The organism is Arthrobacter sp. TMS2-4 (genome assembly GCF_054511075.1).
The window spans coordinates 139,247-154,378 of record NZ_JBTNDI010000005.1 but is presented as its reverse complement, the minus strand read 5'-3'; the positions used below and the strand labels follow the sequence as shown (position 1 = coordinate 154,378).

13 protein-coding genes are annotated in these 15,132 nt (G+C 72.1%); 5 read left to right on the top strand and 8 right to left on the bottom strand.

All coding sequences use genetic code 11. The features are described 5' to 3' along the window. Positions 1–17 precede the first annotated feature (17 nt). The gene (locus tag ACX80F_RS09065; protein ID WP_459336055.1) at positions 18–653 is read left to right on the top strand and encodes a DedA family protein; all 636 of its coding nucleotides are present in this window, start codon (positions 18–20) and stop codon (positions 651–653) included. Further along, the gene (locus ACX80F_RS09060) at positions 616–2,067 is read left to right on the top strand and encodes a TspO/MBR family protein (RefSeq protein ID WP_459336054.1); all 1,452 of its coding nucleotides are present in this window, start codon (positions 616–618) and stop codon (positions 2,065–2,067) included. The genes ACX80F_RS09065 and ACX80F_RS09060 overlap by 38 nt, the downstream gene beginning before the upstream one ends. Before the next feature lie 72 nt (positions 2,068–2,139). On the opposite strand, the gene ACX80F_RS09055 is transcribed toward ACX80F_RS09060, so the two are convergent. From ACX80F_RS09055 to ACX80F_RS09040, 4 genes are all read right to left on the bottom strand, one after another. Continuing rightward, positions 2,140–3,072 carry an NADP-dependent oxidoreductase gene (locus tag ACX80F_RS09055; RefSeq protein WP_459336053.1) on the bottom strand — a complete coding sequence of 311 codons (933 nt, stop codon included), beginning with the start codon at positions 3,070–3,072 and terminating at the stop codon, positions 2,140–2,142. A 127-nt stretch (positions 3,073–3,199) separates the two neighbouring features. Next, complete coding sequence (gene ppc, locus ACX80F_RS09050) at positions 3,200–6,031, bottom strand: phosphoenolpyruvate carboxylase (RefSeq protein WP_459336052.1); 2,832 nt, start codon at positions 6,029–6,031, stop codon at positions 3,200–3,202. Between the two features lie 153 nt (positions 6,032–6,184). Then, entirely contained in the window at positions 6,185–6,487 is a 303-nt protein-coding gene (locus ACX80F_RS09045) for a DUF202 domain-containing protein (RefSeq protein ID WP_459336051.1), read from the bottom strand. A 53-nt stretch (positions 6,488–6,540) separates the two neighbouring features. Then, positions 6,541–6,882, bottom strand: a complete 342-nt coding sequence (locus ACX80F_RS09040) for a YidH family protein (RefSeq protein ID WP_459336112.1) — start codon at positions 6,880–6,882, stop codon at positions 6,541–6,543. A 297-nt stretch (positions 6,883–7,179) separates the two neighbouring features. Here ACX80F_RS09040 and ACX80F_RS09035 point away from each other — a divergent pair, with 297 nt between their 5' ends. Continuing rightward, complete coding sequence (locus ACX80F_RS09035) at positions 7,180–8,370, top strand: ATP-grasp domain-containing protein (RefSeq protein ID WP_459336050.1); 1,191 nt, start codon at positions 7,180–7,182, stop codon at positions 8,368–8,370. Positions 8,371–8,389: 19 nt separating this feature from the next. On the opposite strand, the gene murJ is transcribed toward ACX80F_RS09035, so the two are convergent. The 3 genes from murJ to ACX80F_RS09020 form a co-directional block, all read right to left on the bottom strand. Continuing rightward, positions 8,390–9,907 carry a murein biosynthesis integral membrane protein MurJ gene (murJ, locus tag ACX80F_RS09030; RefSeq protein WP_459336049.1) on the bottom strand — a complete coding sequence of 506 codons (1,518 nt, stop codon included), beginning with the start codon at positions 9,905–9,907 and terminating at the stop codon, positions 8,390–8,392. A 112-nt stretch (positions 9,908–10,019) separates the two neighbouring features. Further along, the gene (locus ACX80F_RS09025) at positions 10,020–11,180 is read right to left on the bottom strand and encodes an acyl-CoA dehydrogenase family protein (protein ID WP_459336048.1); all 1,161 of its coding nucleotides are present in this window, start codon (positions 11,178–11,180) and stop codon (positions 10,020–10,022) included. Between the two features lie 36 nt (positions 11,181–11,216). After that, the gene (locus ACX80F_RS09020) at positions 11,217–12,002 is read right to left on the bottom strand and encodes an SDR family NAD(P)-dependent oxidoreductase (protein ID WP_459336047.1); all 786 of its coding nucleotides are present in this window, start codon (positions 12,000–12,002) and stop codon (positions 11,217–11,219) included. A gap of 145 nt (positions 12,003–12,147) precedes the next feature. Between ACX80F_RS09020 and ACX80F_RS09015 the strand changes: the two genes are divergently transcribed. Then, the gene (locus tag ACX80F_RS09015) at positions 12,148–13,161 is read left to right on the top strand and encodes a glycoside hydrolase family 76 protein (protein ID WP_459336046.1); all 1,014 of its coding nucleotides are present in this window, start codon (positions 12,148–12,150) and stop codon (positions 13,159–13,161) included. 12 nt (positions 13,162–13,173) lie between these two features. Next, positions 13,174–14,403: a saccharopine dehydrogenase family protein gene (locus tag ACX80F_RS09010; protein ID WP_459336045.1), complete on the top strand. Its 1,230-nt coding sequence runs from the start codon at positions 13,174–13,176 to the stop codon at positions 14,401–14,403. A 49-nt stretch (positions 14,404–14,452) separates the two neighbouring features. Here ACX80F_RS09010 and ACX80F_RS09005 read toward each other — a convergent pair whose 3' ends face one another. Beyond that, the gene (locus ACX80F_RS09005) at positions 14,453–15,055 is read right to left on the bottom strand and encodes a YdeI/OmpD-associated family protein (protein ID WP_459336044.1); all 603 of its coding nucleotides are present in this window, start codon (positions 15,053–15,055) and stop codon (positions 14,453–14,455) included. Positions 15,056–15,132 lie beyond the last annotated feature (77 nt).

Below are 15,132 nucleotides of genomic sequence, written 5' to 3'. Positions count from 1 at the left end.
GACGGTACATTTGCGGAGTGGACCTGCCCGGAACGGACATCCCCGACCCGCTCTACCTCCTCGTCATGTTCGCCGTCGTCGTCGTCGACGTGGTGCTTCCCGTGGTGCCCTCGGAGCTGCTCGTGATCGGCTCCGGCACGATGGCCGCGGACGGCCTGCTCCTGTTGCCCGTCGCCGGTCTCGTCGCGTGGAGCGGCAGCTGGCTCGGGGACGTGGGTCTGTTCCTCCTGTTCCGGCGCCGGCTCACGCACGTCCTCGAGCGATTCCGTTGGGGGCGCAGGATCCACCGGGGCTTGCGGGAGGCCATCGCGAAGGCCGGCTCGTCCCCCACCTACGCCGCCGTCGTGGCTGTGCGCTTCCTGCCGGGGGGGCGCACCGCGAGCGTGGCCGCGGCCGGTATCGCGGAACTCCCCCTCCGCCCCTTCATGCTGGCGGCCGCCGCCGGAGGTGCACTGTGGACCGCCTGGCTGGTGGGGCTTGGCTTCGTGGCCGGGGCCTCGACCGGGCTGCCCGCCTGGGTGGGTGCCCTGCTCGGATTGGTGGTCGGTACGCTTGTGGGAGCCATCACAGCGGCAATCCTCGCCCTGAAGAAACACCGGAAGGCCAAGAACGCGCATGAGCACCCTGAAGAGCCCGGGTCCGAAGCTTCCTGACAAGCCGGTCAGGCCCCCGACCGTCACGCAGAAGGAACCCGTGTCGTCACTGTCCCCGGAGACGGCGAGTGTCCTCGAACGCCTCAAGGCCGCACAGCCGCGGGCTGCTGCAGTCGGCGAGGACGACGGGCGTCGTCCCGTCGCGGCGGGTGCGAACAGTGCGGGCGCGAACAGTGCGGGCGCGAACAGTGCAGGCGCGAACAGTGCAGGCGCGAACAGTGCGGGCGCGAACGGCGGTGGCGACCGCGCGTTGACCCCGGCGGGTGCAGTGACTGTAGCGAGAGGTTCGGGTGGCACCCGCACCCTGGAGCCGACCACCGGGGCACCAGGGAGCGACGGAGCCCCGAACGGTCGGGGCGACAATGCGCGCGGCGCGGCTGCGGCGGAACGCCTCCGGGTCGCGGCCGTATCGGCGCGGACCGCAGCGGGCGTCACCGGCCGGGCCATCCGCCAGGGCAGCACCGTCACCAGCAGGGCGATCCGCCAGGGCAGCACCGTCACCGGCAGGGCTATCCGCCAGGGCAGCACCGCGACGGCACGCGAGGTCTCCTCCTGGGATCGGGACGTCCTCCGCCAGGTGATCGTGACGGTATGCGCCGTCGCCTGCATCCTCGGGTCGGCCGCGGGGGTCGGGGCGTTCGGCGGCCCGTCCATCAGGGATGCCGCCGGGGGCCTGTTCGCCCCGGACGCGACGCTGCTGGCGCCGTCGTCGGCGGCCTTCTCCATCTGGAGCGTGATCTACGCGGGTCTCGTGGCGTACACGGTGTTCCAGTGGTTGCCGTCCCAGCGCCGGACCGACCGTCAGCGGCGTCTCGGGTGGACCGTGGCGGCGTCGATGCTCCTGAACCTCGCGTGGATCCTGTGCGCCCAGGCGGACCGCCTGACCTTGAGCCTCGTGGTGATCATGCTGCTGTTCTTCACCCTCCTGTCCGCCATCAGGACCCTGAACGAGCACCCCAACGAGACCCGGCTCGAGGGTGCGCTGGTGGACACGCCGATCGGCCTCTACCTGGGCTGGGTCCTGCTGGCGGCGGCCGCGAACTGGGCGGCGTTCCTCACGGCGGCAGGCGCGGATCTGTTCGGGTGGTCGGGAGTCACCTGGTCCATCCTCGGGATCACCGCCGTCCTCCTGACGGCCGCCATCATCTGCTCGACGGACCGCGGACGCCTCGCCGTGGCAGCGGCGACCTCCTGGGGGCTGCTGTGGATCGCCGTCGAACGGGCGCTGGGCCAGCCCTCCGCCATGAACCTGGCGTTCTTCGCCGTCCTGGCCATCTTCCTGCTGCTCATCACCGCCGGGTCCCGCCGCCACCGCGTCGACCACGAGTACCGGCACTGGCTCCGGGCGCAGCAGGACGCCCGCCGCGACCCCATCCACCTGAGCGGCAGCGATCCCGAGGATTCGCGCTACTAGGCGGGCTGCGGGACACGGCGCCGGCACTGACGCCGTCGCCGCACGGGCGCCATGCCCCGAACCGGCCCTGGTCTAGCCCTGCTCGCCCACCGTGACGGCGATCTTCCCGCGCACGTGGCCGTCGATGCTGCTGCGGAACGCGTCGGCCGCACGCTCGAGGGGGAACGTCCCGGCGAGCACGGGCTTGACGCTCCCCGCCTCGACGAGCTCGGTGAGCGCGAGCAGGTCCTCGGGGTTGGGCCGGACGAAGATGTATCGACCGCCCCTGTCCTTCACCGCGGCGTCGGCCACGGAGGCCACCCGGGTGGCGTCACCGAGGAACGCGAGGGAGGCGACCCAGTCGTCGCCGCCCACGTAATCCACGACGGCGTCGAGCCCCTCCGGCGCGGCCTCGGCGATCCGCTCGCCGAGGCCTTCGCCGTAGGTCAGCGGCTCGGCGCCCAGCGAGCGCAGGAAGTCGTGGTTCTTCTCGGATGCGGTGGCCAGCACGCGGGCGCCCCACGCCTTCGCGATCTGGATCGCGTACGTCCCCACACCGCCGGCGCCGTTGTGCACCAGGACGGTCTCGCCGGCGGTCACGCCGACAGCCCGGAGCGACTGGTACGCCGTGAGTCCGGCCAGCGGCATGGTGGCCGCCTCCGCCCAGGACACGTTGCGCGGCTTGCGGGCGAGCGTCCGGACGGGAGCGGCGACCTGCTCGGCGAAGGTCCCGAATCCCACGGTGTCCGCACGGACGTAGCCGATGACCTCGTCGCCGGCCTGGAACTCCGTCACCGACGGCCCCGGCTGGACGACGACGCCGGCCAGGTCCCATCCCGGGATCACGGGGAAGAACGCCGGTAGCGCACCGTCGAGGTACCCGGCCGTGATCTTCCAGTCCACGGGGTTGACCGAGGACGCCCGGACGTCGACGAGTACCGCGTCCGGTCCGACCTTCGGGGCCGGCTGCCTACCGTACTGGAGGACGTCGGGGTCGCCGTACTGCTCGTAGAACACTGCTCTCATGGGGTCTCCTTCTCCTGGACCGGCCCACCGATGTCCGGCGGGCCGGTCGCTTGTCGGCTTCGTGGGGCGCAACGGAGGCACCGCCGGGCATATTCCGGGCCGACGCGGTGCGGTGGAGCAGAAAACCTCAGCCGGTGTTGCGCATCCCGGCGGCGACGCCGTTGATGGTGATCAACATCGCACGCTGGAGCTGCCCGTCGGGCTGCCCGCCGTCGGCCTCGGACCGTACGCGGCGCAGCAGTTCCACCTGGAGGTAGGAGATCGGGTCGAGGTACTGGTCGCGCACGGCGAGGGAGCGCTTCAGGACCGGTTGGTCGTCGAGCAGTTCGTCCTCGCCCGTCAGCAGCCTGATCTCGGCCAGCGTGAGCTCGTACTCCTCCCGGATGACCCCGAAGAGGTGCTGCAGGTCCGCCGGCACGAGGGCCTCCACGTAGTGTGCGGCGATCTCGAGGTCCGTCTTCGCGAGCGTCATCTCCACGTTCGAGACGACGGTGCGGAAGAAGTGCCAGCGCCCCAGCATCTCCGCGAGCAGCCCCTCGTGGCCGGCCTCCCGGGCGGCACGCAGGCCGGAGCCGACACCGAACCAGCCGGGCACGATCTGCCGCGACTGCGTCCACCCGAAGACCCACGGGATGGCGCGGAGACCGCCGAGGCCGCTGCCCGAATCGGGACGCTTGGCCGGCCGCGACCCGATGTTGAGCGAACCGAGCTGCTCCACGGGCGTCGAGGCGAGGAAGTACGCCGGCAGGTCCTCGTGGTCGATCAGTGAGCGGTAGCGGGCGAACGCGGCGTCCGACACCGTCTCCATGACCTCCGCCCAGCGGTCCCGCTCGTCGTCGGAGGAGCGGGGCGTCCGGTGCAGCGCGGACCCCTGCATGACCGCGGCCAGGGACAGTTCGAGGTTCTCGCGGGCGAGGGCGGGGAGCGAGTACTTGTCGCTGATGACCTCGCCCTGCTCGGTGAACTTGATCTCGCCCTCGAGGACACCGTTGGGCTGGGCGACGATGGCGTCGTACGTGGGTCCGCCGCCGCGGCCCACGGATCCGCCGCGGCCGTGGAACAGCCGGAGCTGGACGCCGTGCTTCGCGGCGACGTCGCGCAGGAGCCGCTGCGTCTTGTGGATCTCCCAGAGGCTCGTGAGCACGCCCGACTCCTTGTTGGAGTCCGAATAGCCGAGCATCACCTCCTGCACGTCGCCGCGGAGGCGCACCACCTCCCGGTACGTGGGGTCGGACAGCAGGGTGTCCACGATCCGGGCGGAGACCCGCAACTCGTCGACCGTCTCCAGGAGCGGCGCGAAGCCGATCTTCGCGAACGCACCGGAGTCCGCGAGGCCGGACCCGTCCCCGACGACGTCGACCAGTCCGGCCTCGCGGGCGAGCACCACCGGGGCGAGCACGTCGTCCGCGCCGCGCGTCATGGACACGATGTAGGTCTCGATGACGTCCGGCCCGTAGGTCTCCAAAGCCGAGGCGATCTCGCGGAAGACGTCGAAGGTGCGGCGTGCGCCGTCGTCCAATGGAGGGTGCGCCGTCGCCAGCGGGCGCCGGGAGGCCAGTTCGTCCGACAGCGTCCGGAGCCGGTCGGCACGGGCCAGTTCGAGGTACGGGACCTCCAGTTCGCCGAGCCGGTCGGTCAGCTGGGCGATCACGTCGTGGTGCATGTCCGCGTGCTCGCGGACGTCCAGGGTCGCGAGGTGCAGCCCGAAGGAGGAGATGACCCGCGATGCGGTCGCCAGGGCACCGTCCGCGGCGAGGCCCGCAGCATGCTCGCGGAGGGAGTCGCCGACGAGCGCGAGATCCGCCAGCACCTGCGCCGTGGCGTTGTAGTCACGGCCGGGCTCGTGTGCCGTGTGGTTCTGCACGCGGGCCGCGGTGTTGAGCAGCTTGGCCTTCACGCAGGTCAGCTTGAGCCGGTAGGGCTCCTGGGCGTTGAGCTCGAGGATCCGCCTGTCGAGGCGGGGGAGGTTCGCCAGGTCCCGCTGGATGGAGGCCGACAACTCCTCGGACGCCGGGACGATCGCCGTCGAGGAGGACAGCGAGGAGATGAGCCGGTCGACGAAGTGGATCGCGATGCGCACGGCCTGCTGGCTCTGGATCTGCAGGATCTCCCGGGTCACGGCCGCGGTGACGTTCGGGTTGCCGTCGCGGTCGCCTCCGATCCAGGAGCCGAAACGGAGCGGGGCCCCCTCGGCGGGCAGCGCCACGCCGTGCTCGGCCAGCAGGTCGGAGAGGTCCTCGAGCAGGTCGGGCATCGACGTGGTGAGGATGTCGCCGAGGTAGTAGATGGCGTTGCGGGCCTCGTCGATCGGGGTGGGCCGCACCTGCCGAAGCTCGTCGGTCTGCCAGATCAGGTCGATCACCTCGGCGAGCCGCCGGTCCTGGCGCCGTCGGTGGCGGGAGCCTTCGGGCGCGGTCTCGGCGAGGATGTCCGAGAGGCGCCGGATCTTGTCGAGGACCGACCGCCGCGAGGCCTCCGTGGGGTGCGCCGTGAAGACGGGACGCACGTCGAGGGAGGCGACGACGTCGGCGAGTGCGGCGGGACCGGCGTCGGAGGCGATGCGGGACACGGTCTGCGCGAGCCAGCCGTCCTCCTCGGGCCGGGCACGCAGGCCGCGCACGCGGTGGACCTGCTCGGCCGCGTTGGCCAGGTGGAAGTACGCGGCGAAGGCCCGCACGAGGTCCGTCGCCTGGTCGATGGGCAGGGCCGCGAGGAGTTCGCGCACGCGGCCGGCCAGTTCCGCGCGCTCGCCGGCGTCGCTGACGCTGCCTGATTCCTTGGACTGCTTCGTGAGCAGGCGCACACGCTCCACGAGGTCCAGCAGCTCCTGCCCGTGCTGTCGGACGAGGGATTCACCCAGCAGGGTGCTGACGCGCCGCACGTCGGCCCGGAGGTCGGCGCTGAGGTCTCCTACCGCGTCGCCGTCGGCCGGGGCGGTCACTTCAAGGGGCACTGTCACGATGGCCTGCCTTCAGGTCATGAGGAACGAGACGTATGCGGCACTGGATACGACGGATGATGGTCGGATTTTACCCGGGGATGTGGTGCAGGCCTCACGCGGCCGTCATGTGAAGCGGGCCGCGGGACGTCCGGCCGGTGTCAGGACCGGCGGTCAGCGCAGGGGCAGTGCGACGACGACGACCGCCGCCAGCGCACCGAGGACGGCCACGGCGGCGGTGGTCCCCAGGACGCCGACGACGTCGGGCTCGATCCGGCCGTCCCTGATCCCGCGGGCGCTGCGACGGTAACGTCGGGCCTGTCCGGCGGCGATGACGAGGGCCGTCACGATGGTCAGCAGGGTCAGCAGGAGCGGGAACCAGCCGTGGAGGGGCACCCAGCGGAGCAGGAGGAGGCCGGCGATGACCAGCGCGAGCATGGTGCGGTTCCACGCCAGCGTGGTCCGTTCGGGCTGCAACCCGGGATCCGCGTGCGGGCGCCGGCTCGGGTCGTCCCGCGGACCGTGCACGGTCAGGCGCCGCCCAGGACGACGGCGAGGAACGCCGCAGCGACGAGAGCCGCCCCACCGGCCAGGACGGGGACGAGGATCGTGATGGGCAGCGGCGCCTCCCGGCGCATGGCGCGTTCGACGGCGAGCCAGCGGAGCCCCGCCACGACGGCGAGGATCATCGAGAGCAGCAGGAGCACGACGGCGAGCCCGGTCCGGACCGGCTCCGCGAAGGTGTCCGCGGTGAAGGCCTCGAGGGCGACGCCTCCGGCGAGGAGTGCGAGCGCCGTACGGATCCACGCCAGGAACGTGCGTTCATTGGCGAGGGTGAACCGGGGGTCCGGTTCGGTCCCACCGCCGAGGATCCGCGCGGACCGGGCACTCCGCGCGGGCGGAAGACGGGGCTCGGCCGGGGCTGCGGACGCACCGTCGGCTCCGTCGGCGCGGGTCGCCCCCGCCTCCTGCTCGGGCGACTCGCCCCTCGAAGACCTCACGTCTTCATGGTAGGTCCCGCCGGCAGCGGAAACGGGGCCCTGGTGGTGTCGGTGCGTCTCCTCCCGCCGATGCTCGGTAACGTTGAGGGGCGGGGCGCTTTTGCGCTCACAGGCCATGGTGCGGTTGTCTGGGGGGACCCGCCGATCATCTCCACCGTCGAGGTTCACATGCACCAACCGCAGGACGATCCGACCACGAGGTCGGGCCGGACGCCCGGGGACTCCCTGGCCCGACGCCGCGTCCTGATCGTCGCCACCGGCCGGGACCGCGGCGCCCTCGCGGCCGCCCGTGCCTTCCGCCGGGCGGGCTGGTACGTGGGCGTGGGGACACCTGAGGGCGGTGGATCGCTCGGTGCGTCGGCCGCCTGCGGGATCGCGTTCCACGTGCCGCGGCCCCGCGACGGGAGCTCCGGGTTCATCGACGGCATCCGCGGAGCAGCGGAGGCGGGTGCCTTCGACGTCGTCTTCGGCGGAGGGGACGACTGGATGGCCGCCCTTGCCGCCTACCGGGCGCAGATCCCCATCCCGGTAGCGCACCCGGACTTCGACGTCGTCGAGACGGTCCTGGACAAGATCCGCCTCGCCCAGTACGCCGGGAAGGCCGGGCTCGCCTCGCCCCACACCGAACTCGCCACCGACGAGGCCCTCGCACGCTGGTCCGGGCCCCTCGTCGTCAAGTGCAAGGAACACTGGGCGCCCGGGCACGCCCACCCGTTGCGCATCGAGGCCAAGCTGTTCGACTCCCCCGCCGCCGCACAGACCCAGATCGAGCGGATCCGGGCAGCCGGCGCGCAGCCGATCCTGCAGAAGCCGGTGGACGGGACGCTCGGAGCGCTGATCGGCGTCTTCCACGAGGGCAGGCTGCTGGGACGCACGCAGCAGGTGTCGACGCACCTGTGGCCGACCCCCAACGGCGCCTCCGCCCGGGCGTCCACCATCCCCGTCGATGAGACGCTGGTCGCGAAAGCGGAGGCGATGCTCCTCGACATCGGCTGGCACGGCCTCGTCGAACTCCAGTTCCTCACCGGCGACGACGGCGTCCCCCACCTGATCGACTTCAACGGGAGGTTCTTCGGGTCCCTCGCGCTGGCGGAGTCGGCCCGGCCCGGACTGGTGCACAACTGGGCGCTGGCCGCGATCGGCGCCCAGCCGTCGGACCTCGCCGACGCGACGCCGGGAAAGCGCTACGCGTGGCTCACGGGTGACCTGAGGCGCGCGGGCATCGAACGGCGCGGCGGTCTGGCGCGCGACCTCGCCGATACCCTGCTGTGGTCGGCGCGGGCTCGCCACAGCATCTGGGATCCCCGCGACATCGGCCCGTCGCTGAGTCTGGCGTCCCGGCGGTTCCGCCGGGGTTGAGGGCGGCCCGGCGCAGCGGTCACCGCCGGCGCACGGCCTGCAGCATCTCGAGCGGCACGAGCCGTTCGGGCGCCCGCACGACGACGAGTCCTGCCACGTACACGCCGAGGATCACGGCCCCCACGAGGGCGCCCTGGACCAGCGGGGAGGCGTCGCCTGCTGCCGAGAGGACCGCCGTCCCACTCAGGGCAGCAACAGCACCGAGCGCCGCGGCGCGTGCCAGGAGGGCGACGGCGGGGCGGATCTCCACCGCGGAATGCCGGAGCGCGAGGAGCCAGGCGTTCGCAGCGGCCGCGAACACGAGCGAGGCCGTCGTGGCCAGCGCGATGCCGGCGACGCCCATCAGCGGTGCGAGCAGGATGTCACCGACGACGTTGATGGCCATGGCGGCAAGGGACACGAGGACCGGCGCCCGTGAGTCACCGAGCGCGTAGGAGGTACTGACCATCACCTGCCGCACGCCCATCGCGACGAGCGCCGGCGCGTACCAGAGGACCGCGACGGCGGTGGCGCGGGCGTCGTCCGTGGTGAACTCCCCGCGTCCGTAGGCGACGAGCGAGAGGGGCAGCGCGGCCACCATCAGCACGAGGGTCAGCGGGACGAGGATCGTCACGGTGACGGACAGCCCGCGGGAGACGAGGCGCCGGATCTCGGGCCGGTTACCGGCTGCCGCCCCGAGCGCGGGGTAGAGCGGCACGAGCAGGGACGCGACGAGAAGGGTCTCCGGCAGGTTGACGAGGCGCCAGCCGTAGGACAGCGCCGTGATGGCACCGTCCCCGAGGGTCGACCCGACCGCGCGGTCGACCAGCGAATTGACGTTGGCGATCGCACTGCCCACCAGCAACGGCGGCATGAGCCGCGCGATCTCCACGAACCCCGGGTTGCGCACCTCCCACCGGGGCTGCACCCGCAGCCCGAGAACGCGCAGGGGAGGCAGCTGCAGCGCCAGTCGCGCCGCCGATCCGACCACGAAGCCCACCGCCAGCGCCTGGATTCCGTACTGCGGGCCGAAGAGCCCTGCGGCCCCGATCATGATGATGTTGAACGGCACACCCTGCAGCGAGGACCAGACCACCTTGCGGTGGGCCTGCGCGACGGCCGCAAGGAGATCCGTACCGGCGATCAGGACGGTCGCGAGCAGCATGATCCTGGTCAGCGTGACGGTGAGCTCCGCCTGCTCCCCCTCGAAGCCCGGAGCCAGCACTGCCGTCACGGGGGCCGCGAAGATGCCCACGACGACGGCGCCCAGCCCGAGGACCACCATGGTCACGGTGATCGCGGTGTCGAAGCTGCGGTGCCCCCGGCAGTGCGGCCCCTCGGCGGCGACCTCGCGCGCGATGACCGGGGTCACGGAGCGGGCCATGGCGTAGGCGACCAGGCCCAGCACGACGTTCATGAGTCCCTGCGCCACCAGGTAGGCGTCGAGGGACGGTCCGGCACCGTAGACCGCCGCGATGACGACGTCCCGGACGAAGCCGAAGACGGTGGAGACGGCGGTCAGGGCGGTCACCACGACGGCGGCACGCGAGACGCTCACCCGACCGCCTCCCGATGTCATGCCCTGCCAGAACCCCGATCATTCAAGCACGACGATCGTCAGGACGCCGAAACGGGCATCTCCGGCCCGTCACCGATCGGTTGAGGGCGTGTCAGGTGAACGCCGAGATGCCCGTCAGCGCCCGGCCGACGATGAGGCTGTTGATCTCGTAGGACCCCTCGTAGGTGTAGACGGCCTCCGCGTCGGCGAAGATCTTCGCCATGGAGAAGTCCGTCACGATCCCGTTCCCGCCGAGGATGCCGCGCCCGAGGGCCACCGTCTCGCGCATCCGCGCCGTCGTGAAGGACTTGGCGAACGCGGCCTGCGGCATGTCGGACTCGCCCTGTTCCTGCAGCTGGGCGATGCGGGCCATGACGCCGAGGCTCGCCGTCGTGTTGCCCATCATCGTGACGAGCTGGTCCTGGACGAGCTGGAAGCCCGCGATCGGGCGGCCGAACTGGTGCCGTTCCACGGCATACTGCCGGGCGACGTCGAACGCGGCCAGCTGCTGGCCGACGGCCTGCCAGCCGACGAGGATCCGCGATCCGAGCAGGAGCTGGCGCGTGTCCTCGAAGGAGGCGATGCCGGCGAAGCGGTCCGCCTCGGCGACGCGCACGTCGGTCAGGGTGATATCGGCGTTCTGCACCGTCCGGAGCGCGGTCTTGTTCGCGATGACGGTGCGCGTCACTCCGGGCAAGGTCGCGTCGAGGATGAAGCCGCGCACACCCCCGGTCTCCGTGTCCCGCGCCCACAGGAGCATGTAGTCGCAGAACGTCCCGTTGCCGATCCACCGTTTCGCGCCGTTGATCACCCAGGTGTCGCCGTCGCGCGTCGCGGTGGTCGCCATGCCGCCGGCGACGTCGGAGCCGTGCAGCGGTTCGGTGAGCGCGAAGGCCCCGGTGATCGTCAGGTCCATGGCGTCCTGCAGGAGCCGCGCCTTCTGGTCCGCGCTGCCGAAGGTGTGCAGGGCCTCGACGAAGAGATCGTGGTGGACCATGAAGAACGTCGCGATCGAGGTGTCCGCGCGGGTCATCTCGGCGATCACGAGGCCGCTGAACAGGGTGCTGTAGCCCTGCTGCACGGGGGTGCTGAGCTGCAGGTCCGCCAGTTTGGGCAGGATCTCGTGCGGGAACTCGGCCCTGTTCCACCAGTCGACGGCACGGGGGGCGACCTCCTTGTCCAGGAAGTCGCGGACGTCCTGCAGCTTCGCGCGCTCACGGGCGGAGAGGAGGGATTCGAAGCCGAGGAAGTCGGCGGTGGGCAGCTGGCTCATCGTCGAGCCGTCCTTTCGTTGAGACCGGGAGCGGCGCTACCTGGGCGCCATGCGGATGGCGCCGTCGAGGCGGATGGTCTCGCCGTTGAGCATCTGGTTCCCGACGATGTGCGCGGCGAGCGCCGCGTACTCGACGGGCTTGCCGAGCCGGGAGGGGTGCGGCACCTGGGCCCCGAGGGAATCCTGGGCCTCCTGCGGCAGCCCGGCCATCATGGGCGTCTCGAAGATGCCGGGGGCGATGGTGACCACGCGGATGAGCGACCGCGCGAGTTCGCGGGCGATGGGCAGCGTCATGGCTACGACCCCACCCTTCGACGCGGCGTAGGCCGGCTGCCCGATCTGACCGTCGAACGCGGCGACGGACGCGGTGTTGATGATCACGCCCCGCTCGTCCGAGCCGCCGAGGCCCGCGACGGTGGGAGTTGCGGCCATGGCTTCGGCGGCGAGCCGGATGACGTTGAAGGTGCCCACGAGGTTGACGGTGACGACCCGGGCGAACTGCTCGAGCGGCAGGACGCCGTCGCGCCCGAGGACCTTGCCCGGTGTGGCGATCCCGGCGCAGTTGACCACGATCCGCAGCGGGCCGAGGCCTGTGGCCGCGTCGACGGCAGCCCGGACCTGGGCGGGATCGGTGACGTCGGCAGCGACGAACCGTACCCGCTCGCCGCGAGGGTCCAGCTCCGCGGCGGCCTCTGCGCCGGCGGACTGCGGCAGGTCCACGAGGATCACGGCCGCGCCGTCGTCGACCAGTCTGCGGGCCGTGGCGAGCCCGAGTCCGGAGGCGCCGCCGGTGACGAGGGCCACTGCTCCCCTGATGTCCATGCCTGGTCCTTCCGCATCCGGTGGACCGCCGTTGGTCCAGCCACGCATTCACCCTACTGTGACGTGGCCCACTGCGCACCCTGCGGGCGATCTGCTGCGCATCCTGCCCAATTCCGGAGCGTTCCGGCGGAACTAGGGTGGTCACATGCCCATTCCCGACGACGCCGCCGCCGCGGCGGCCCGCAGCGTCCGGCACCTGTTCGCCCGGCGGAGCCTGCGGGTGCCGGGGACACGGCTCGCGGCGGTCGCGTTCCCGGCGCCGACCAGCCCCCGGAGCCACTGGCACTACTGGTGGCAGGCGCACTACGTCGACTGCCTGCTGGACGAGCATCAGCGCGACGCCGGGACGGGTGCGCTGCCCGAGGCCCGGAAGCTCGCCCGCGGTATCTGGCTGAGGAACGGAGGCCGGTGGCGCAACGCCTACTACGACGACATGGCCTGGCTCGCGCTCGCCCTGCAGCGCCTGGACGCGCTGGACGGGCGGCGCCGTCCGCGGCGCCGCGTCCGGGTGCTCGGGGATGCCCTCCGGTCGGCGCACACCCCGGACCTCGGCGGCGGCGTCTACTGGAACACCACGCGCGACTACAAGAACACCCCCAGCACCGCCCCCGCAGCGCTCTTCTTCGCCCGCGCCGGGGAGTCGGCCCGCGCGCAGGAGCTGCTCGACTGGCTGAGGGAACGCCTCTTCGACGCCGCGAGCGGCCTCTACCTCGACGGCGTCAAGGCCGACGGCCGCGTCGAGCGGTCGCTGCACACGTACAACCAGGGCACGGTGCTCGGCGCGCTCGTCGCCGTCGGGGGACAGGCCAATCTCCGGCACGCGGCCGATCTGGCCGGGGCCGTGGCCCGGGAGGTCGCGGTCGACGGCGTGCTGCCGCTGGCCGGTACCGGCGACGCCGGCCTCTTCACGGGGATCCTCGCGCGTTACCTCGCGCAGGCTGCGTCGGCGGACATCGGTGCGACGGCGGCGGCGGAGATCCGGGCCGTCCTCGGCGCGACGGCGGATGCGGTCTGGTCCGGCCGGCGCGCGGACGCATCCGGGATGCCTGTCTTCCCGCCGCGGCAGGACGGACCGGTCAGCCTGTCATCCCAGCTCCAGGCCTGGATGATCCTGGAGGCCGCGAACCGCACCCGGGAGGGGCGGACCGCCGCCGGGTGACAGACTGCTGGCATGGAGAACCCCCGCGCACACGACCTCGTCCTCTACGGAGCGACCGGTTTCGTCGGTGAGCTGATCGCCGCCTACCTGGCGACCCATGCCCCGGTCGATCTGCGGATCGCGTTGGCGGGCCGGTCGACGGCCAGGCTCGAGGCGGTCCGCTCGCGGTTGCCGGCCGCGGCACGCACGTGGCCGCTCGTCGAGGCGGACTCGGAGGACGCCGGCTCGCTCGCCGCCATGGCGACAAGCACCCGGGTGCTCTTCACCACCGTCGGCCCGTACGCGAAGTACGGGCTGCCCGTCGTCGAGGCCTGCGCACGGGCGGGCACCCACTACGGCGACCTGACGGGCGAGGTGCTCTTCGTCCGGGAAGCCATCGACCGCTGCGACGCCCTGGCCCGGACGAGCGGCACCCGGATCGTGCACTCGTGCGGCTACGACTCCGTGCCGTCCGATCTGGCGGTCCTGCTGCTCCACCAGGCGGCGGAGGCCGACGGAGCCGGCGACCTGACCGAGGTCCAGCTCGTGGCGACGGCCAAGGGCGGCATCAGTGGAGGCACGCTCGACTCGATGCGCGGGCAGCTCGACGGGATGCGGTCGACCCCCGCCCTGCGGTCCCTCGTCGCCGACCCCTATGCCCTCAGCCCGGACCGCACGCAGGAGCCGGACACGAAGCAGCCGGCGGATATGGCGTTCGTCGGCCGCTCGGAGAGCGGCCTGTGGACCGCACCGTTCATCATGGCCGCGGCCAACACCCGGATCGTGCGCCGCAGCAATGCGCTGCAGGGCTGGGCCTACGGCCGCTCCCTGCGCTACGGCGAGGTGATGGGCGTGGCGCGAGGTCCGGTGGGAGCGGTGCTGGCCGCCGCGACGACGCTCGGACTCGGGGCCTTCGCCGGCGCGATGGCGTTCCGGCCGACCCGGCGGCTGCTCGACCGCGTACTGCCCGCACCGGGGACCGGCCCGAGCGCCGGCACGCGGCGCAACGGCTGGTTCCGCTCCCAGGTCACCGCGCACACCGAGAAGGGGCACCGTTACCGGGCGGTTGCCGCCGGCCCCGGCGACCCGGGCTACGCCGCCACGGCCGTGATGGCCGGCGAGACGGCACTGGCCCTCGCACTGGACGGCGACCGGCTCCCGCCCCGGAGCGGATCACTGACGCCCGCCACCGCGCTGGGTGAGGTGCTCGTGGAGCGGCTCCGCGCCGCCGGGCACACCTACGAGGTGACCCGGCAGGACTGACCCGGCTCGGCTGAGGCGGCCGGACGGACCCGGCTGGACTGACCCTGCGCTAGTCGCTCGTCGTCGGCCCCTTACCCTGCGGGTAGAGCGTCTCCCCCCGTGCCAGCATCGCGACGAACTTCGCGATGTTGCGTTCCTTCGCCGCGTCCGTCTTCAGTTGGGACAGCCGGAAGATCATGGCGTAGCGGTTCTGCGAGGACAGGGTGCGGAAGGTGGCGAGCGCGGCGTCGTCGGCCTCGATCGCGGCCATCAGGTGGGGTGGCATCTCCGCGCTCGCCGGTCCCGCATACGCGCGCTCCCATCGACCGTCGGCCTGCGCCGCCGCGACCGCACGCTCCCCCGCCTCCCGCATGCGGCCCTCGGCGCGGAGCCGCTCGATGTGCCCCTGGTTGCGCACGGACCAGATGCTCCGCGGACCGCGCGGCGTGAAGCGCTGGAAGTAGGTGTGTTCGTCCCGGGATCTCGCCTGGCCGTCGATCCACCCGAAGCACAGCGCCTCGTCGAGGGCCTGCGCGTAGGTGAGCGCCGTCGTCGTCTCGCCCTTCTTGTGCTCGATCAGCCAGACGCCCGGTGAGGAGGCATGGTTCTCCTCCAGCCAGGTTCGCCAGGCGGCGGCATCGGGCAGGAGGAGTTCGGACAATTCGGCCTTCATGCGCCCACCCTAGGACGACCCCGGCCACGATGGAACGACGCGTGCTGGCATGCTGGACGGACCCGACCCATATCTCA